Origin of the sequence: Helicobacter pylori NQ4053 (assembly GCF_000274605.1) — a bacterium.
In the GTDB taxonomy this organism is placed as follows: domain Bacteria; phylum Campylobacterota; class Campylobacteria; order Campylobacterales; family Helicobacteraceae; genus Helicobacter; species Helicobacter pylori_CV.
On the sequence record NZ_AKNV01000003.1, the window covers coordinates 189,185 to 204,327 of the forward strand.

At 39.2% G+C, this 15,143-nt stretch carries 15 protein-coding genes and 1 pseudogene; 13 read left to right on the top strand and 3 right to left on the bottom strand.

Annotated elements, in window-relative coordinates; all coding sequences use genetic code 11:
- Position 1 precedes the first annotated feature (1 nt).
- Positions 2–1,543 carry a hydrogenase biosynthesis protein HydE gene (gene hydE / locus AYS37_RS02765; protein WP_000896178.1) on the top strand — a complete coding sequence of 514 codons (1,542 nt, stop codon included), beginning with the start codon at positions 2–4 and terminating at the stop codon, positions 1,541–1,543.
- Positions 1,544–1,547: 4 nt separating this feature from the next.
- On the opposite strand, the gene AYS37_RS02770 is transcribed toward hydE, so the two are convergent.
- On the bottom strand, positions 1,548–1,994 hold the full coding sequence (locus tag AYS37_RS02770) for a hypothetical protein (protein ID WP_195182781.1): 447 nt from the start codon (positions 1,992–1,994) through the stop codon (positions 1,548–1,550).
- A 99-nt stretch (positions 1,995–2,093) separates the two neighbouring features.
- Positions 2,094–2,525, bottom strand: coding sequence for a hypothetical protein (locus AYS37_RS02775; RefSeq protein ID WP_000554059.1), 432 nt, complete (start codon positions 2,523–2,525; stop codon positions 2,094–2,096).
- 179 nt (positions 2,526–2,704) lie between these two features.
- Here AYS37_RS02775 and oipA point away from each other — a divergent pair.
- Positions 2,705–3,624, top strand: a pseudogene (gene oipA, locus AYS37_RS02780) (outer inflammatory protein OipA).
- A gap of 66 nt (positions 3,625–3,690) precedes the next feature.
- On the opposite strand, the gene queC reads toward oipA, so the two are convergent.
- The gene (queC, locus tag AYS37_RS02785) at positions 3,691–4,377 is read right to left on the bottom strand and encodes a 7-cyano-7-deazaguanine synthase QueC (RefSeq protein WP_000434401.1); all 687 of its coding nucleotides are present in this window, start codon (positions 4,375–4,377) and stop codon (positions 3,691–3,693) included.
- A gap of 62 nt (positions 4,378–4,439) precedes the next feature.
- On the opposite strand from queC, the gene AYS37_RS02790 reads away from it, so the two are divergent.
- From AYS37_RS02790 to aspA, 11 genes are all read left to right on the top strand, one after another.
- The gene (locus AYS37_RS02790) at positions 4,440–5,648 is read left to right on the top strand and encodes a CCA tRNA nucleotidyltransferase (RefSeq protein ID WP_000462305.1); all 1,209 of its coding nucleotides are present in this window, start codon (positions 4,440–4,442) and stop codon (positions 5,646–5,648) included.
- Positions 5,649–5,661: 13 nt separating this feature from the next.
- Positions 5,662–6,165, top strand: coding sequence for an SRPBCC family protein (locus AYS37_RS08745; protein WP_025445969.1), 504 nt, complete (start codon positions 5,662–5,664; stop codon positions 6,163–6,165).
- 14 nt (positions 6,166–6,179) lie between these two features.
- On the top strand, positions 6,180–7,037 hold the full coding sequence (locus tag AYS37_RS02800; RefSeq protein WP_001874545.1) for an NAD(P)-dependent oxidoreductase: 858 nt from the start codon (positions 6,180–6,182) through the stop codon (positions 7,035–7,037).
- A gap of 1 nt (position 7,038) precedes the next feature.
- Positions 7,039–7,692 carry an NAD(P)H-dependent flavin oxidoreductase FrxA gene (gene frxA, locus AYS37_RS02805; RefSeq protein WP_000373527.1) on the top strand — a complete coding sequence of 218 codons (654 nt, stop codon included), beginning with the start codon at positions 7,039–7,041 and terminating at the stop codon, positions 7,690–7,692.
- Between the two features lie 165 nt (positions 7,693–7,857).
- Positions 7,858–9,177, top strand: coding sequence for a glutamate--tRNA ligase (gene gltX / locus AYS37_RS02810; protein ID WP_000943296.1), 1,320 nt, complete (start codon positions 7,858–7,860; stop codon positions 9,175–9,177).
- The gene (locus AYS37_RS02815; RefSeq protein WP_000577960.1) at positions 9,174–9,467 is read left to right on the top strand and encodes a YggT family protein; all 294 of its coding nucleotides are present in this window, start codon (positions 9,174–9,176) and stop codon (positions 9,465–9,467) included. The genes gltX and AYS37_RS02815 overlap by 4 nt, the downstream gene beginning before the upstream one ends.
- A gap of 8 nt (positions 9,468–9,475) precedes the next feature.
- Positions 9,476–11,158, top strand: a complete 1,683-nt coding sequence (locus tag AYS37_RS02820; RefSeq protein ID WP_001874546.1) for a lytic transglycosylase domain-containing protein — start codon at positions 9,476–9,478, stop codon at positions 11,156–11,158.
- Positions 11,155–11,976 carry a UTP--glucose-1-phosphate uridylyltransferase GalU gene (galU, locus tag AYS37_RS02825; RefSeq protein ID WP_000591518.1) on the top strand — a complete coding sequence of 274 codons (822 nt, stop codon included), beginning with the start codon at positions 11,155–11,157 and terminating at the stop codon, positions 11,974–11,976. The genes AYS37_RS02820 and galU overlap by 4 nt, the downstream gene beginning before the upstream one ends.
- A gap of 11 nt (positions 11,977–11,987) precedes the next feature.
- Complete coding sequence (locus tag AYS37_RS02830; protein WP_000527530.1) at positions 11,988–12,395, top strand: hypothetical protein; 408 nt, start codon at positions 11,988–11,990, stop codon at positions 12,393–12,395.
- 2 nt (positions 12,396–12,397) lie between these two features.
- Complete coding sequence (gene murA / locus AYS37_RS02835; protein ID WP_000346459.1) at positions 12,398–13,666, top strand: UDP-N-acetylglucosamine 1-carboxyvinyltransferase; 1,269 nt, start codon at positions 12,398–12,400, stop codon at positions 13,664–13,666.
- A gap of 57 nt (positions 13,667–13,723) precedes the next feature.
- Positions 13,724–15,130 (top strand): aspartate ammonia-lyase, encoded by a 1,407-nt coding sequence (gene aspA, locus AYS37_RS02840; RefSeq protein WP_001217501.1) that lies wholly within the window; start codon positions 13,724–13,726, stop codon positions 15,128–15,130.
- Positions 15,131–15,143: the final 13 nt, after the last annotated feature.

Consider the following 15,143-nt stretch of genomic DNA (forward strand, 5'->3'; position numbering starts at 1 on the left):
ATTGGCGTTTGTTTTTCTTTTTAAATGCGTTAATGAAAAAGCAAGCCTAAATTTTACGCCCCTTTTAGAGCAAATGGCGCTCCATTTGCAAGCGCGTTTTTATAGCGTTTATAAGGATAATACCACTTCTTTCTACCTCCAAGCGAGCGCTGAAACCACTTTAGAGTTCGCGCAAAAATTAAGCGAGATCTTGCCCTTTTCTTTAGATTTTAGCTTTTTGTCTTTAAAGGAAATCACAGAGCCTTTAGATGAAAATCTTTTCCAAACAACAAGCCTTTCAAAGCCCCTTTTTATGAACGCTAAAGAGCATCAAGATTTTTTAGACAAAAATGCATCTTTGTATGCCAATGCGTTGGGTTTTGTCAAAAACGCCGCTTTTAAGGGGGCTATAATCCATAGCCCTAAAGAGCTTATAGATTGCTTAACCCAATTAAAAGGCATGCTCAAAACGCAGGATTTTATCCCTATTTTCACTTCTAGGGGAGCGTTATCTTTTTCTTTAAAAAATCCCTCTCCAAGCGTTATTTTTAGCAATCTTTCTAGCGTTTTGACCTGCACTAAATTGCCTTTAGAGGACGCTAAATATTTGGCCAGTTTGGAAAAACCCTCTATCAAAGCCCCATTAAAAAGCGTGTTTAAGGACACTTTCAAAAACGATGAAATCATAGCCCAACTGCCCTATGACCCCATATTGAATTTATTGTGCCATATTTTACAAGATGAGGGGATAGAATTTGTTTTTATGCATGAAAGCCGTTCTTGTGAAGTGCTGTTACATTATGAAGCGCTTTTTAAAACCCCTAAACGCTTGATCACACCCACTAAAAAATTCGTGCTAGAAAACAACCTTTCTACCCTTCCCTTTAAAGATGAATTAGAGTTTTTAAGAGAAACCCCCAATAATTCTATCGTTTTGTATTTTAGTTTCAAGCGCCCTACAAGGTTGTTATTGCATGCTAATGGTTCTTTAAAAACGCTTTTAAGCGTTAGTTTTGATTTCAATCAAATATTTAACACTCTCAAACAAGATGAAAAAGCCTCCAGAATGCTACAAAACTACGCTATTAAATTCCCTAATTTTTACGTGCGCATTGTAGAGCTTTCTAAATACAATCTAGGGGGCGCGAATTTATTGGATTTTTTTTGCATTTTAGGGTTTGTTTTGGGTTATAGCGAGGATTTTTGCGCACAGAGCGTTATTTCTTTGGCTAAAGAATGCTTACGCCCTAAAGGCCCTAGGATTGATTATAAAATCCTTAAAGACGATTCTTTGAAAATGGCTTTAAACTTTTCAAAGATCATGCACAGTGCGATGAGTTTCAGGCTCGCAGGCGTGGAAAATGAAATCTTGAGTTTGGGGATTTTGGATTCTTTAGCGGAGTTTTTAGGGAATTTCATTTGGGATAACGTGCAGAATTTTAGCGTCCAAGAAGTAACGATCGCTGGGGATTTCTTTGGCGAAAAAGTGTTTTTGGATTTGTTTGTGCGGTATTTCCCTAAAACTCTCGCTCTTAAAACGCATGCGTTTTTGGATTATGAATAAGGGCTTAAAAGCGGATGTGCATCATCAACCCGCCGTCCATGTATTGGGTTTTTTTGCTTTTAGTCCTTTCAAAATAAGGCCCAAAAGACAAGGTCTTATTGAAGTCAATGATTGGCACGCTCACCCCTTCGGCGATATTGTTTTTAGCGAGTTGTTTGTAAAGTTTTTTATCGCTTTTTTTATGGCTCTTAAGCTTAGGGCTTTTTTCTAAATCTATACCTTCTAAAGCGCTATTTTTAGTGAAATCATAAAGCTTTTTGTCGTTTTTAGCCTCGGTTTTTGAGCCATGGTTTTTATGGAGTTTGTAAAACTTTTTACCGCTCTTTTTTTCGTTTTTGGTTTCGGTTTCTAAATCCGCTGCGAACGTGCTACTATAAGCCATAAGCGATACAAAAAATAAATTTCTAACTATACGCATAAGATCTCCTCTGATATAGCCTTTCTTTATCACGCCACCATAGCATGTTAGAAACAACCATTAGAAAATATAAGCATGTTTGAGTAAAAACACCAACACGCTTATTGTTTAGCACAAGCTGTTTTAAGCTAATCAATAAAAAGCGTAAGGGAAGTATCCAGGCGCTCCATACCCATAAGGCCCATAAGGCATGAGACCTGACCCATAAGGCATGAAACCATAGGGCATGTAATAATAAGGCATGTAATAGCCTCCATACATCCCGTTTTGCATGGGCGAATTGAGGTTATCCACTGAATTGTAAAAGCCGTTTAAAGAGCCATAAGCGCTATAATTGGTGAAACGATTGATTAAAGGCGTGGTGTGCGCATCAATAATGGCGTTTTCTTGCTGGATGGCGCTTTCTTCTCTGGCGACTTCTTGGGCTTTAGTCTCTTTAGGATCTTTAACTAACACTTCTTCTATAGGCACATTCGCCCCACAAGCGCTTAACAGATAGGCTAAAAAGCCGGTGTTTAAAAAAAGAACGATTTTAGAAAGATGAGCGAAATTGTTTTGATGCATGGGTTTTCCTAATTTAAAAATAACTAAAGATTAACATGTTTTTAATTTAATATTCATTAAGCGGTGGTTTTTAGGGTTATTTCATTTTAACTTTGTTTTTCATTAAAACCCCATACTAAAATCTTATTTTATGATAAAATACCTAGCAATAATATCGAATCTTAAACCAAAGAAAAACCATGAAAAAAGCTCTCTTACTAACTCTCTCTCTCTCTCGTTTTGGCTTCACGCTGAAAGGAACGGATTTTATTTAGGTTTAAATTTTCTAGAAGGAAGCTACATTCAAGGACAAGGTAGCATCGGCGAAAAAGCTTCAGCAGAAAACGCCTTAAATCAAGCGATCAATAACGCAAAAAATTCATTATTCCCCGAACAAAACACAAAAGCCATAAGAGATGCACAAAACGCCTTAAATGCAGTGAAAGATTCAAACAAAATCGCTAGCCGATTCGCAGGAAATGGCGGATCGGGCGGTCTCTTTAATGAACTCAGCTTGGGGTATAAATATTTTTTGGGTAAAAAAAGGATTATAGGGTTTAGGCACTCTCTTTTTTTCGGTTACCAACTTGGTGGCGTTGGTTCTGTTCCTGGTAGCGGTTTAATCGTTTTTTTACCCTATGGTTTCAATACGGATTTGCTCATTAATTGGACTAACGATAAGCGAGCGTCCCAAAAATATGTTGAACGAAGGGTAAAAGGGCTTTCTATATTTTACAAAGATATGACCGGCAGAACGCTAGACGCTAATACATTAAAAAAAGCATCAAGGCACGTATTTAGAAAATCTTCAGGGCTTGCGATTGGCATGGAACTAGGGGGTAGCACTTGGTTTGCAAGTAACAATCTCACCCCTTTCAATCAAGTCAAGAGCCACACGATTTTTCAGTTGCAAGGAAAATTTGGCGTTCGTTGGAATAATGATGAATACGATATTGATCGCTATGGTGATGAAATATATCTTGGGGGTTCTAGCGTTGAATTAGGGGTTAAAGTGCCAGCCTTTAAAGTCAATTACTATAGCGATAATTATGGGGATAAATTGGATTATAAAAGAGTGGTGAGCGTTTATCTTAACTATACATATAATTTTAAAAATTAAAACATGCTTTTTATCGCTCTTTGATTGCTTGTCTTAAACATGCTTTTGAGTATTTTTACCAACGCTTTATTGAAACAAAGCCTTAGCTTGAAACTCTTCATAGCCTTTTCTTCTCAATTGGCATGCCGGGCATTCATCGCAGCCATAGCCATAAGCATGCAAAATTTTTCGCTCTCCTTGATAGCAGGTGTGCGTTTCTTTGATAACTAAATCCAAGACGCCCAAATCTTTAGCCATTTGAAATTCTTGGGCTTTATTCAAAAACATTAAAGGCGTTACGATTTTAATCGCTGTGTTTGATCCTAAATTTAGGGCATGCTCGATGCTTTTAATAAAATCTTCTTTACAATCCGGATAGCCGCTAAAATCCGCTTGCGAAACCCCTAAAGCGATGTTACTAGCCCCTATTTTTTGCGCGTAAGAATGCAAAAGGGTGATAAAAATAGCGTTACGATTAGGCACAAAAGAGTTGGGTAAATCTTTATTTTGCGCGTGCGAATGCCCCATTAAATCGTTAGAGTTTTTAAAAAGCGCAGAGCGGGTGATATTCTCTAAAAAATCTAATGGGATGATTTCATAAGGGAGTTGTAAAAGAGAAGCGATTTTTTGAGCGCATTCTAATTCCACAGAGTGTTTTTGCGCATAATCAAACCCCACTAAACAGACTTTTTTAAAACGCTTTTTCGCCCATACGGCTAAAGTGGTGCTGTCTTGCCCGCCGCTAAAACCGATCACGCAAATTTCTTGTTCCATCAAAATTCCTTAAAAATTCTAAAAAGATATAATAACACAAAGAAATTTTAAGAGTAAAAAGCGTGTTTGAGTTAGAAAAAGAATTAAAAGAATTGTTTGACATTTATGAAAAATCCCCCTATGAGCTTTACTTGGTAGGGGGGTGCGTGCGCGATTGTTTGATGGGCATTACCCCTAAAGATTACGATTTAACCTCAAACGCTTTAGTCAATGAAAGCAAAGAGATTCTTTTAAAGTGCCATTTTAGGGTGCTAGAAACCGGCATCAAACATGGCACGATCACGGCTCTTAAAAACCATCAAAGCTATGAAATCACAACTTTTAGAATTGAAAAAGGGCATATCAAACACCGAAAGCCTAAAGAATTGGTTTTTAGCGCTCATTTAACAGACGATTTAAAGCGGCGCGATTTTAGCATGAATGCGATCGCTTATAGCCCTACAAAAGGGCTGATTGATCCCTTTAAAGGGCAAAATGCGATTGAAAATCAAATAATTGAATGCGTGGGGGGAGCGCGATTAAGGTTTTTTGAAGACGCTTTAAGGATTTTAAGAGCGTTGCGATTTAGCGCGACTTTAGGCTTTAAGATAGCGCCAAGCACTAAAGAAGCGGTTTTTGCGTGTAAGGATTTGTTAAAACACCTCTCCAAAGAACGCTTACAAAGTGAATTGAATAAGCTTCTTATGGGGAAAAACGCCTATGAAGTGGCCAAAGAATATCAAGAAATTTTGGAGTTGGTTATTCAAGAAACAATAGAAAATTTAGGGTTTTTAAAAAACGCGCCTTTTAATTTGGAATTAAGATTGTTGGGGTTTTTTAAACATCAAAAAAGTTTGGAAAATTTACGCTACCCTAAAAAAACTTGTGTTTTATTTTCAAAAGCTAAAGAATGCCACAAATCTTTTTTAAATATTCATAACAAAACAGAGTTAAAATTTTTATTGAAAAACTACGATTTAGAGCCTTTTAATTTGGCTTTAGATTTTTATGCACTCAAAAACCCCAAACACGCTTTAAAAATTAAAAGCTTATTAAAAGAAATATTTGATTCTAACGAGCCTTTTAAAAAAGAACACCTAGCCCTTAAGGGCGGTGCGCTTCAAAGCTTGGGCTACCAACACCAAAAAATCAGCGAAATTTTAAACGCATGCTTAAATTTGGTTATTGAAAATCCTAAAAATAATGCTTTAGAGTGGCTGATAAAATGGGTTAAGGATCATTATTTACCTAATGATGCTATAAATCTTTCGCCAATAGGCAGAAAAAATTAAAAACAGAGAAAACATGATAACGATGAATGCGATTCAATGGCCTGAAAAATGGATTCCAGGAGAGACTGATAATTTCGTGTCCAATGAAGTCATTGTCAAAGGTTTGGATTTTAATAAAGTGGTGCAGCATTTAAGAGATGCATCCCATTGGGAAAAGTATTACAAAAATTCAGGGAATATCCACATGCATAATCAAGACAATACCATTCTTAAAGACAAGACTCGTTTTTGTTTTGAAACTTTTGGCTTTTTAGTGGAGGCACAGGTGGAAGAGTTTGAATTGAAAGACACCATACTGCGTTTGGCTTGGAGAGGCTGGAATGAAGCTAAGGGCGATGAGTATCTTGAAGCCTATCACGCATGGCTAGTTGAAAAATTAGATAATGATCGTGTGCGTATTTTAACCCAAGAAAGCCAATCAGGAGTCCCTGCTAAAGCTTTAGCGAAATCCGTGCCTAATGCGATGCTAAATGGCCATCAAGCTTGGTTAGATGGTTTAGTGGCGTATTCACGCTAATAAGTGAGGACTGAATGAAAATCGGATGGATTGGACTAGGGGCTATGGGGATTCCTATGGCGACTCGTTTGCACGATGCAAATTTAGAAGTGTCGGTTTATAACCGAACAGAGAGCAAAGCAGCCCCTTTAAAGGAAAAAGGCGTAGCGGTTTATACTAGCCCCATAGATTTGGCCGCTAAAGTTGATCTGGTTTTTATCATGCTTTCGGATAAAGTGGCGATTGATGCTGTTTTAGTGCCAGAATTTTGGGAACAGATGTCTAAAAAAATCGTGGTGAATATGAGCACTATCGCCCCTTTGGAAAGCTTGTCTTTAGAAAAAATCGCTCAAAAACATCAAGTAACTTACCTTGAAGCGCCCGTTTCAGGATCGGTTGGTGCGGCTAAAGCTGGGGCGTTATTGATTTTAGCGGCAGGCGATGAAGAAGTGATCACTCAACTCAAACCTGTTTTGGCGCATTTGGGGAGTCAAACCTTTTATTTAGGAAAAGTTGGTCAAGGGACAGGAGCTAAACTGTCCATTAATAGCCTTTTGGCTCAAATGGGGGTTGCTTATTCAGAAGCTTTGCTATTAGCCAAACGTTTAGGGGTTGATGCAGAGCCGTTTTTGCAAATTATTGGCCAATCTGGCATGAATTCGCCTCTCTTTCAAGCTAAAAAAGGCATGTGGCTGCAAGATAGCTATCCGGCCGCTTTCAGTTTGAAACTCATGCTCAAGGACATTCGCTTAGCCAAAAATGAAGCAGGAGAGGCGATCGAGTTGCCATTCTTATTTCAAGCAGAAGAGCTTTATTCTCAAGCGGAAAAATCCGGTTTAGGCGGATTGGATATGGCAGCCGTTTATCATTATTTAGAAAAAGGAGAACATTAAAATGGACAGAGAACAAGTGGTTGCTTTACAGCACCAACGATTTGCTGCAAAAAAATACGATCCCAATCGCCGTATTTCTCAAAAGGATTGGGAAGCTTTGGTTGAAGTGGGGAGATTAGCCCCTTCTTCAATCGGGCTTGAACCATGGAAAATGCTTTTATTAAAAAATGAACGCATGAAAGAAGATTTAAAACCGATGGCCTGGGGGGCGCTTTTTGGTTTAGAGGGAGCGAGCCATTTTGTCATTTATCTTGCGCGAAAAGGCGTTACTTATGACAGCGATTACGTTAAGAAAGTGATGCATGAGGTTAAAAAAAGGGATTATGACACCAATTCCAGGTTCGCTCAAATCATCAAAAATTTCCAAGAGAACGATATGAAACTCAATAGCGAACGATCTTTGTTTGATTGGGCTAGCAAGCAGACTTATATCCAAATGGCGAACATGATGATGGCAGCGGCCATGTTAGGGATTGATTCTTGCCCGATTGAAGGGTATGATCAAGAAAAAGTGGAGGCTTATTTAGAGGAAAAAGGCTATCTGAACACGGCGGAATTTGGCGTATCAGTAATGGCTTGTTTTGGTTATCGCAACCAAGAAATCACCCCTAAAACCCGTTGGAAGACAGAAGTTATTTATGAAGTGATTGAATAAAAAACGCTGTTAGCTTTTTGATAACCAATCATAAAGAGCTTGGCGTTAGCCAAGCGCTAATCTCTTAAATGATGCCCATTCATGTTTGATAAAAACAGAGCTACCACAGCATAATTAAGTATTCTTTAGGTATAATCAAAAACTATTTTTAAATAAAGGGTTTTTATGCTTCGTTTTGCGCCTTCGCCTACAGGGGATATGCACATAGGGAATTTAAGGGCAGCCATTTTCAATTACATTGTAGCCAAACAGCAACACAAACCCTTTCTCATTCGCATTGAAGACACGGACAAAGAGCGCAACATTGAAGGCAAAGACCAAGAGATTTTAGAGATTTTAAAGCTTATGGGGGTAAGCTGGGACAAGCTCGTGTATCAAAGCCATAACATAGATTATCACAGAGAAATGGCAGAAAAATTACTGAAAGAAAATAAAGCGTTTTATTGTTATGCGAGCGCGGAGTTTTTAGAAAGAGAAAAAGAAAAAGCCAAGAATGAAAAACGCCCTTTCAGGTATTTAGACGAGTGGGCCACTTTAGAAAAAGACAAAAACCATGCCCCTGTGGTGCGTTTGAAAGCCCCAAATCATGCGGTGTCTTTCAATGATACGATTAAAAAAGAAGTGAAATTTGAGCCTGATGAATTGGATTCTTTTGTGCTTTTGAGACAGGATAAAAGCCCGACTTATAATTTCGCTTGCGCATGCGATGATTTGCTCTATGAAATCAGTCTGATTATTAGAGGCGAAGATCATGTGAGTAACACCCCTAAACAAATTTTAATCCAAGAAGCTTTAGGCTCAAACGATCCGATTGTTTATGCACATTTGCCTATTATTTTAGATGAAACAAGCGGTAAAAAGATGAGCAAAAGGGACGAAGCGTCTAGCGTGAAATGGCTTTTGAATCAAGGGTTTTTACCGGTTGCGATTGCGAATTACCTCATCACTATCGGTAATAAAGTGCCTAAGGAAGTTTTCAGCCTTGATGAAGCGATAGAGTGGTTTAGTTTAGAAAATCTTTCCAGTTCCCCGGCTCATTTTAATTTAAAATATTTAAAACACTTAAACCACGAGCATTTAAAGCTTTTAGACGATGAAAAGTTATTAGAACTCACTTCAATAAAAGATAAAAACCTCCTAGGGCTTTTAAGATTGTTTGTAGAAGAATGCGGTACGCTTTTAGAATTGAAAGAAAAAATTTCGTTGTTTTTAGAGCCAAAGGATATTGTTAAAACTTATGAGAACGAAGATTTTAAAGAGCGTTGTTTAGCGCTTTTTAACGCCCTAAAAGGCATGGATTTTCAAGCGTATAAGGATTTTGAAAGCTTTAAAAAAGAAGCCATGCGATTGAGCCAGCTTAAGGGTAAGGATTTTTTCAAACCTTTGCGCATTCTTTTAACCGGGAACTCGCATGGCATTGAATTGCCGCTGATTTTCCCCTATATCCAAAGCCATTATCAAGAAGTTTTAAGGCTGAAAGCATGATTTTTTCCACTCTTCTTAATGCGATAGCGGTGATTTTAAGTGCGCTCATTACGATTTATATGTGGGTGGTGATCATTTATTCGCTTATCAGTTTCGTGCAGCCTAACCCCAATAACCCTATCATGCAAATCCTCGCTCGTTTGTGTGAGCCGGTGTTTTATTTTTTACGCTCTAGATTCAAGCTGGTGTTTAACGGGTTGGATTTCGCTCCTTTAGTGGTGGTCATTGTGTTGAAATTTTTAGATTTAACCCTCATCCAATGGCTTTTTATGCTCGCCAAAAGCCTTTAAAGGAAATCATGCGTTTTTTGATTTTATTTTTTATCGGTGCGCTTGGCGTTGGTTTTTCTCAAACTGAGTTGAGTTTAAAGGATTTAGAAAAAAAGCCCGCCGGGATCGTTAGGGATTATTATTTATGGCGTTATATTAGCGATAAAAAAACGAGTTTAGAAAACGCTAAAAAAGCCTATGAATTGACCCAAAATAAAAATAACGCCCTACAAAAGGCCATGCAAGAAAAAGGCTCAGACAATGCAGAAAAAAGCCCTGATGTTAAATTGCCTGAAGATATTTATTGCAAGCAAATTACCTTAGAAAGCATATTGGAAACAACAGACGCTTTCCAAAATAGCTGTATCGCTATCGCTTTAAAATCAAAAATCAGAGATTTTGATAAAATCCCCATCCAAACCATCAAGCCCTTACAAGAAAAAATCAAAGAGGCTTACCCCGTTCTTTATGAAGAATTAGAAATCTTGCAAAGTAAGAATGTGAGCGCTTCTTTGTTTAAGGCTAATGTGCAAGTGTTTAGCGCGCTTTTCAATCATTTGAGTTATGAAAAAAAGCTCCAAATTTTTGAAAAGCATATCCCTATTAAAGAGTTAAACCGCCTTTTAGATGAAGATTACCCGGCGTTTAACCGCTTGATCTATCAGGTTATTTTAGATCCTAAATTGGATCATTTTAAAGACGCTCTCACTAAAAGTAACGCTACCCACAGCAACGCGCAAACCTTTTTTATTCTAGGGATTAATGAAATCTTGCGCAAAAAACCCTCTAAAGCGCTCAAGTATTTTGAACGATCTGAAGAGGTTGTCAAGGACGATGATTTTTCAAAAGACAGAGCGATTTTTTGGCAGTATTTAGTCTCTAAAAAGAAAAAAACTTTGGAGCGCCTTTCACAAAGCCCAGCTTTAAACCTCTATAGTCTTTATGCGAGCCGAAAACTCCAAACCAAGCCCAGTTACCGAATCATTTCTCACATCCAAAATTTAAGCCAAGAAGACCCTCCTTTTAACACTTATGACCCTTTTTCGTGGCAAATTTTTAAGGAAAAAACTTTGAGTTTGAAAGATGAGGGCGCGTTTAATGCGATGTTAAAAAGCCTGTATTATGAAAAAAGCGCCCCTGAATTGACCTATCTTTTAAGCCAACGCAATAAAGACAAGATTTATTATTATTTATCCCCTTATGAGGGCATTATTGAATGGCAAAATACAGATGAAAGGGCTATGGCGTATGCGATCGCTAGGCAAGAAAGCTTTTTGCTCCCGGCTTTAATCTCTCGCTCCTTTGCTCTAGGGCTTATGCAAATCATGCCCTTTAATGTAGGGCCTTTCGCTAAAAGCCTTGGCATGGATAACATTGATCTAAACGACATGTTTAACCCCAATATCGCTCTCAAATTTGGTAATTATTACTTGAACCATTTGAAAAAAGAATTCAACCACCCCCTTTTTGTCGCCTACGCCTATAACGCTGGGCCTGGGTTTTTAAGGAGGTGGTTAGAAAGCTCCAAACGATTTAAAGAAAAAAATCATTTTGAGCCATGGCTTAGCATGGAGCTTATGCCTTATAGCGAGACTCGCATGTATGGCTTTAGGGTCATGCTCAATTACTTGATTTATCAAGAAATTTTTGGGAATTTCATCCCTATTGATGGATTTTTAGAACAAACTCTTAACTCAAAGGACAAACCATGATTAAAAAATGCCTTTTTCCTGCCGCTGGCTATGGCACGCGCTTTTTACCGATCACTAAAACCATTCCTAAAGAAATGCTGCCCATTGTGGATAAGCCTTTGATCCAATACGCTGTGGAAGAAGCGATGGAAGCGGGCTGTGAAGTGATGGCGATCGTTACAGGAAGGAATAAACGAAGTTTAGAAGATTATTTTGACACGAGCTATGAAATAGAGCATCAAATCCAAGGCACCAACAAAGAAAACGCCTTAAAAAGCATTCGTAACATTATAGAAAAATGCTGTTTTTCTTATGTACGCCAAAAGCAAATGAAAGGCTTAGGGCATGCGATTTTAACTGGGGAAGCCCTGATAGGCAATGAGTCTTTTGCGGTGATTTTAGCCGATGACTTGTGCATAAGCCATGATCACCCAAGCGTGTTAAAGCAAATGACTTCATTGTATCAAAAATACCAATGCTCCATTGTAGCCATTGAAGAAGTGGCGCTAGAAGAAGTTTCAAAATACGGCGTGATTAGGGGCGAATTGTTAGAAGAGGGGGTGTATGAGATTAAGGACATGGTAGAAAAACCAAGCCAAGAAGACGCCCCAAGCAATCTGGCCGTCATTGGGCGCTACATTTTAACTCCGGATATTTTTGATATTTTGCGTGAGACTAAACCGGGTAAAAACAATGAAATCCAAATCACAGACGCCTTACTCACTCAAGCCAAAAGAAAACGCATCATCGCTTACCAATTCAAAGGCAAACGATACGATTGCGGGAGCGTGGAAGGCTATATTGAAGCGAGTAACGCCTATTATAAAAAACGCTTATAAATCTTATCAACATGGGCAATTTGACTTATTACGCTTACATGTATTTGATCCTCTTTGTATGCTTGCTACCTGTGTTATTGGTGGGGCTTGCTTGGAGGTTTTTTCGCCCCCCTTTAGAGCAAGAGATCCCTAATAAAAGCCTTTCTTTGGAAAATTTAAACGAACAAATCAAAAACCTTCAAAGCGTGCCAGCTTTAGAAAAACTGAAAAACCGCTTCAATGAGCGTTTTAAAATCTGCCCTAAAGACAAAGAAACTCTGTGGCTAGAAACGATCCAAAATTTAGTCGCTTCAGAATTTTTTGAATTAGAAGACGCTATTAATTTTGGGCAAGAATTAGAAAACGCTAACCCTAATTACCGACAAAAAATCGCTAACGCTACCGGCTTAGCCCTTAAGAATAAAAAAGAAAAAGGATAGAATTGGATTTTTTAGAGATTGTAGGACAAGTCCCTTTAAAAGGAGAGGTAGAAATTTCAGGGGCGAAAAATTCTGCGCTCCCCATTTTAGCCGCCACGCTTTTAAGCCGCCAAGAAGTCAAAATCAAATCTCTGCCCCAAGTGGTGGATATAAAGGCGATGGCGTTATTGTTGCAAAATTTAGGCGCAGAATTAGAATGGCTTAACCCCCACACGCTCCAACTCAGCGCTAAATCCCTGCACCACACCGAAGCCACTTACGATTTGGTGCGTAAAATGCGCGCTTCCATTTTGGTTTTAGGCCCACTATTAGCGCGCTTTAAAGAATGCTTAGTGAGTTTGCCCGGTGGGTGCGCTATAGGAGCTAGACCTGTGGATTTGCACTTAAAAGCAATGCAACAATTAGGGGCTGAAATCAAAATTGAGCAAGGCTATATCCATGCAAAAGCCCCTAAAGGCTTGAAAGGGAATGATATTTTATTTGATAAAATCAGCGTTACAGGCACAGAAAACGCCCTCATGGCAGCAAGTCTTGCTAAAGGGATCACGCGCATCATTAACGCCGCTAAAGAGCCAGAAATCGCTCAATTGTGCGCGTTTTTACAAAGCGGAGGCGTAGAAATTGAGGGCGTTGGCAGCAGCGAGTTAAAGATTAGGGGGGTAGAAAGCGACGCTTTAAATTTAAAAGATATTCAAATCATACCCGATAGGATTGAAGCAGGCACTTATTTGTGCGTGGGGGCTATCACTAACAGCCAGCTTAAAATCAATCATATCATCCCTAACCATCTTCAAGCGATCACGGATAAGCTCATAGAAATTGGTTTTTCGCTAGACATTCAAGAAAATTCTATAGAAATTTATCCGGCCAAAAAACGCCAAGCCTTTGAAATCACCACGAAAGAATACCCGGGCTTTCCCACAGACATGCAAGCGCAATTCATGGCGTTAGCCACGCAGTGTTTGGGGACGAGTGTGATTGAAGAAACGCTTTTTGAAAACCGCTTCATGCATGCAAGCGAATTGCAACGCTTGGGGGCTAGTATTAGCTTAAAAACGAATGTGGCTACCATTAGCGGATCCACAGAGCTTACCGGGAGCGATGTGATGGCGACCGATTTAAGGGCTTCTTCGGCTCTCGTTTTAGCCGCTTTAGTGGCTAAGGGGGTGAGTAGGGTGCATAGGATTTACCACTTGGATAGGGGTTATGAGAGATTAGAGGATAAAATCAACGCTTTAGGGGCAAAAGTGTTGCGTTTAAAAGAAAAATAATCCAAGATTTGGTTACAATAGCTAGAATATTTTTTAATTATTACATAAGGAGCTTTTATGCGTATTGAGCATGATTTCATTGGGCAAATGGAAATTAGCGACGAGGTTTATTATGGGATTCAGACTTTAAGGGCGAGTGAAAATTTTTTCATCACCAACGACAAGCTTTGCAGTTATCCTGTTTTTATTAAATCTTTTGCTCAAGTCAAAAAAGCGGCCGCTTTAGCGAATGCGCAATTAGGCTTGATTGATGAAAAGCTTAAAATTGCGATTTGCCATGCGTGCGATTTGTTGGTTGATGGCAAATACCATGATCAATTCATTGTGGATATGATTCAGGGGGGGGCTGGCACAAGCACGAACATGAACATGAACGAGGTGATTGCTAATTTGGCTTTAGAATACATGGGGCATCAAAAGGGCGAGTATCAATTTTGCCACCCAAACGACCATGTCAACCGCTCTCAATCCACCAATGACGCCTATCCTAGTGCGTTAAAAATTGCGATTTATGAGCGCTTGAGTAATTTAGTCGCTCCCATGAAGGCTTTAAGGGACGCTTTCGCTCAAAAGGCTAAAGAATTCGCTCATGTGATTAAAATGGGGCGCACCCAGCTTCAAGACGCTGTGCCTATGACTTTAGGGCAAGAGTTTGAAACTTATGCGTTGATGGTTGATAGGGATATTGAGCAGGTTTTAGACGCTAGGAATTGGGTAAGAGAGCTTAATTTAGGCGGCACGGCTATTGGCACAGGGATCAATTCGCACCCGGATTATCGCAGTTTGATTGAAAAGAAAATCCAAGAAGTAACGGGTCGCCCTTTTGTCATGGCTAATAACTTGATTGAAGCCACTCAAAGCACGGGGGCGTATGTGCAAGTGAGTGGGGTTTTAAAGCGTATTGCGGTGAAACTTTCTAAGGTTTGTAACGATTTGAGGTTACTCAGTTCAGGCCCTAGAGCTGGGTTGAATGAAATCAATTTGCCTAAAATGCAGCCGGGTAGCTCTATCATGCCCGGTAAAGTCAATCCGGTGATCCCTGAAGTGGTCAATCAGGTGTGCTTTGCGGTGATTGGGAACGATTTGAGCGTGGCGTTAGCCGCAGAAGGAGGGCAATTGCAACTCAATGTGTTTGAGCCGGTTATCGCTTACAAGCTTTTCCATTCCTTTGTGATTTTAGGGCGTGCGATTGAAACCTTAACGACTAAATGCGTGGAAGGCATCACGGCTAATGAAAAGATTTGCCACGATTATGTGTTTAACAGCATTGGCATTGTTACCGCGCTAAACCCTCATATTGGCTATGAAAAATCCGCTATGATCGCTAAAGAAGCCTTAAAAAGCGATCGCTCTATCTATGACATCGCTTTAGAAAAGAAAATCTTAACTAAAGAGCAACTGGACGATATTTTCAAGCCAGAAAACATGCTAAGCCCTCACGCTTTCAAAAAGCATAAAGACTGAACGCTTTGCAACT

Bases quoted from the DNA above. Each gene is read 5' to 3' on its own strand.
- AYS37_RS02775 (WP_000554059.1), bottom strand. From the start codon at position 2,525: ATGCATCAAAACAATTTCGCTCATCTTTCTAAAATCGTTCTTTTTTTA.
- queC (WP_000434401.1), bottom strand. From the start codon at position 4,377: ATGGAACAAGAAATTTGCGTGATCGGTTTTAGCGGCGGGCAAGACAGC.
- AYS37_RS08745 (WP_025445969.1), top strand. From the start codon at position 5,662: ATGATAACGATGAATGCGATTCAATGGCCTGAAAAATGGATTCCAGGA.
- AYS37_RS02800 (WP_001874545.1), top strand. From the start codon at position 6,180: ATGAAAATCGGATGGATTGGACTAGGGGCTATGGGGATTCCTATGGCG.
- frxA (WP_000373527.1), top strand. From the start codon at position 7,039: ATGGACAGAGAACAAGTGGTTGCTTTACAGCACCAACGATTTGCTGCA.
- gltX (WP_000943296.1), top strand. From the start codon at position 7,858: ATGCTTCGTTTTGCGCCTTCGCCTACAGGGGATATGCACATAGGGAAT.
- AYS37_RS02815 (WP_000577960.1), top strand. From the start codon at position 9,174: ATGATTTTTTCCACTCTTCTTAATGCGATAGCGGTGATTTTAAGTGCG.
- AYS37_RS02820 (WP_001874546.1), top strand. From the start codon at position 9,476: ATGCGTTTTTTGATTTTATTTTTTATCGGTGCGCTTGGCGTTGGTTTT.
- galU (WP_000591518.1), top strand. From the start codon at position 11,155: ATGATTAAAAAATGCCTTTTTCCTGCCGCTGGCTATGGCACGCGCTTT.
- AYS37_RS02830 (WP_000527530.1), top strand. From the start codon at position 11,988: ATGGGCAATTTGACTTATTACGCTTACATGTATTTGATCCTCTTTGTA.
- aspA (WP_001217501.1), top strand. From the start codon at position 13,724: ATGCGTATTGAGCATGATTTCATTGGGCAAATGGAAATTAGCGACGAG.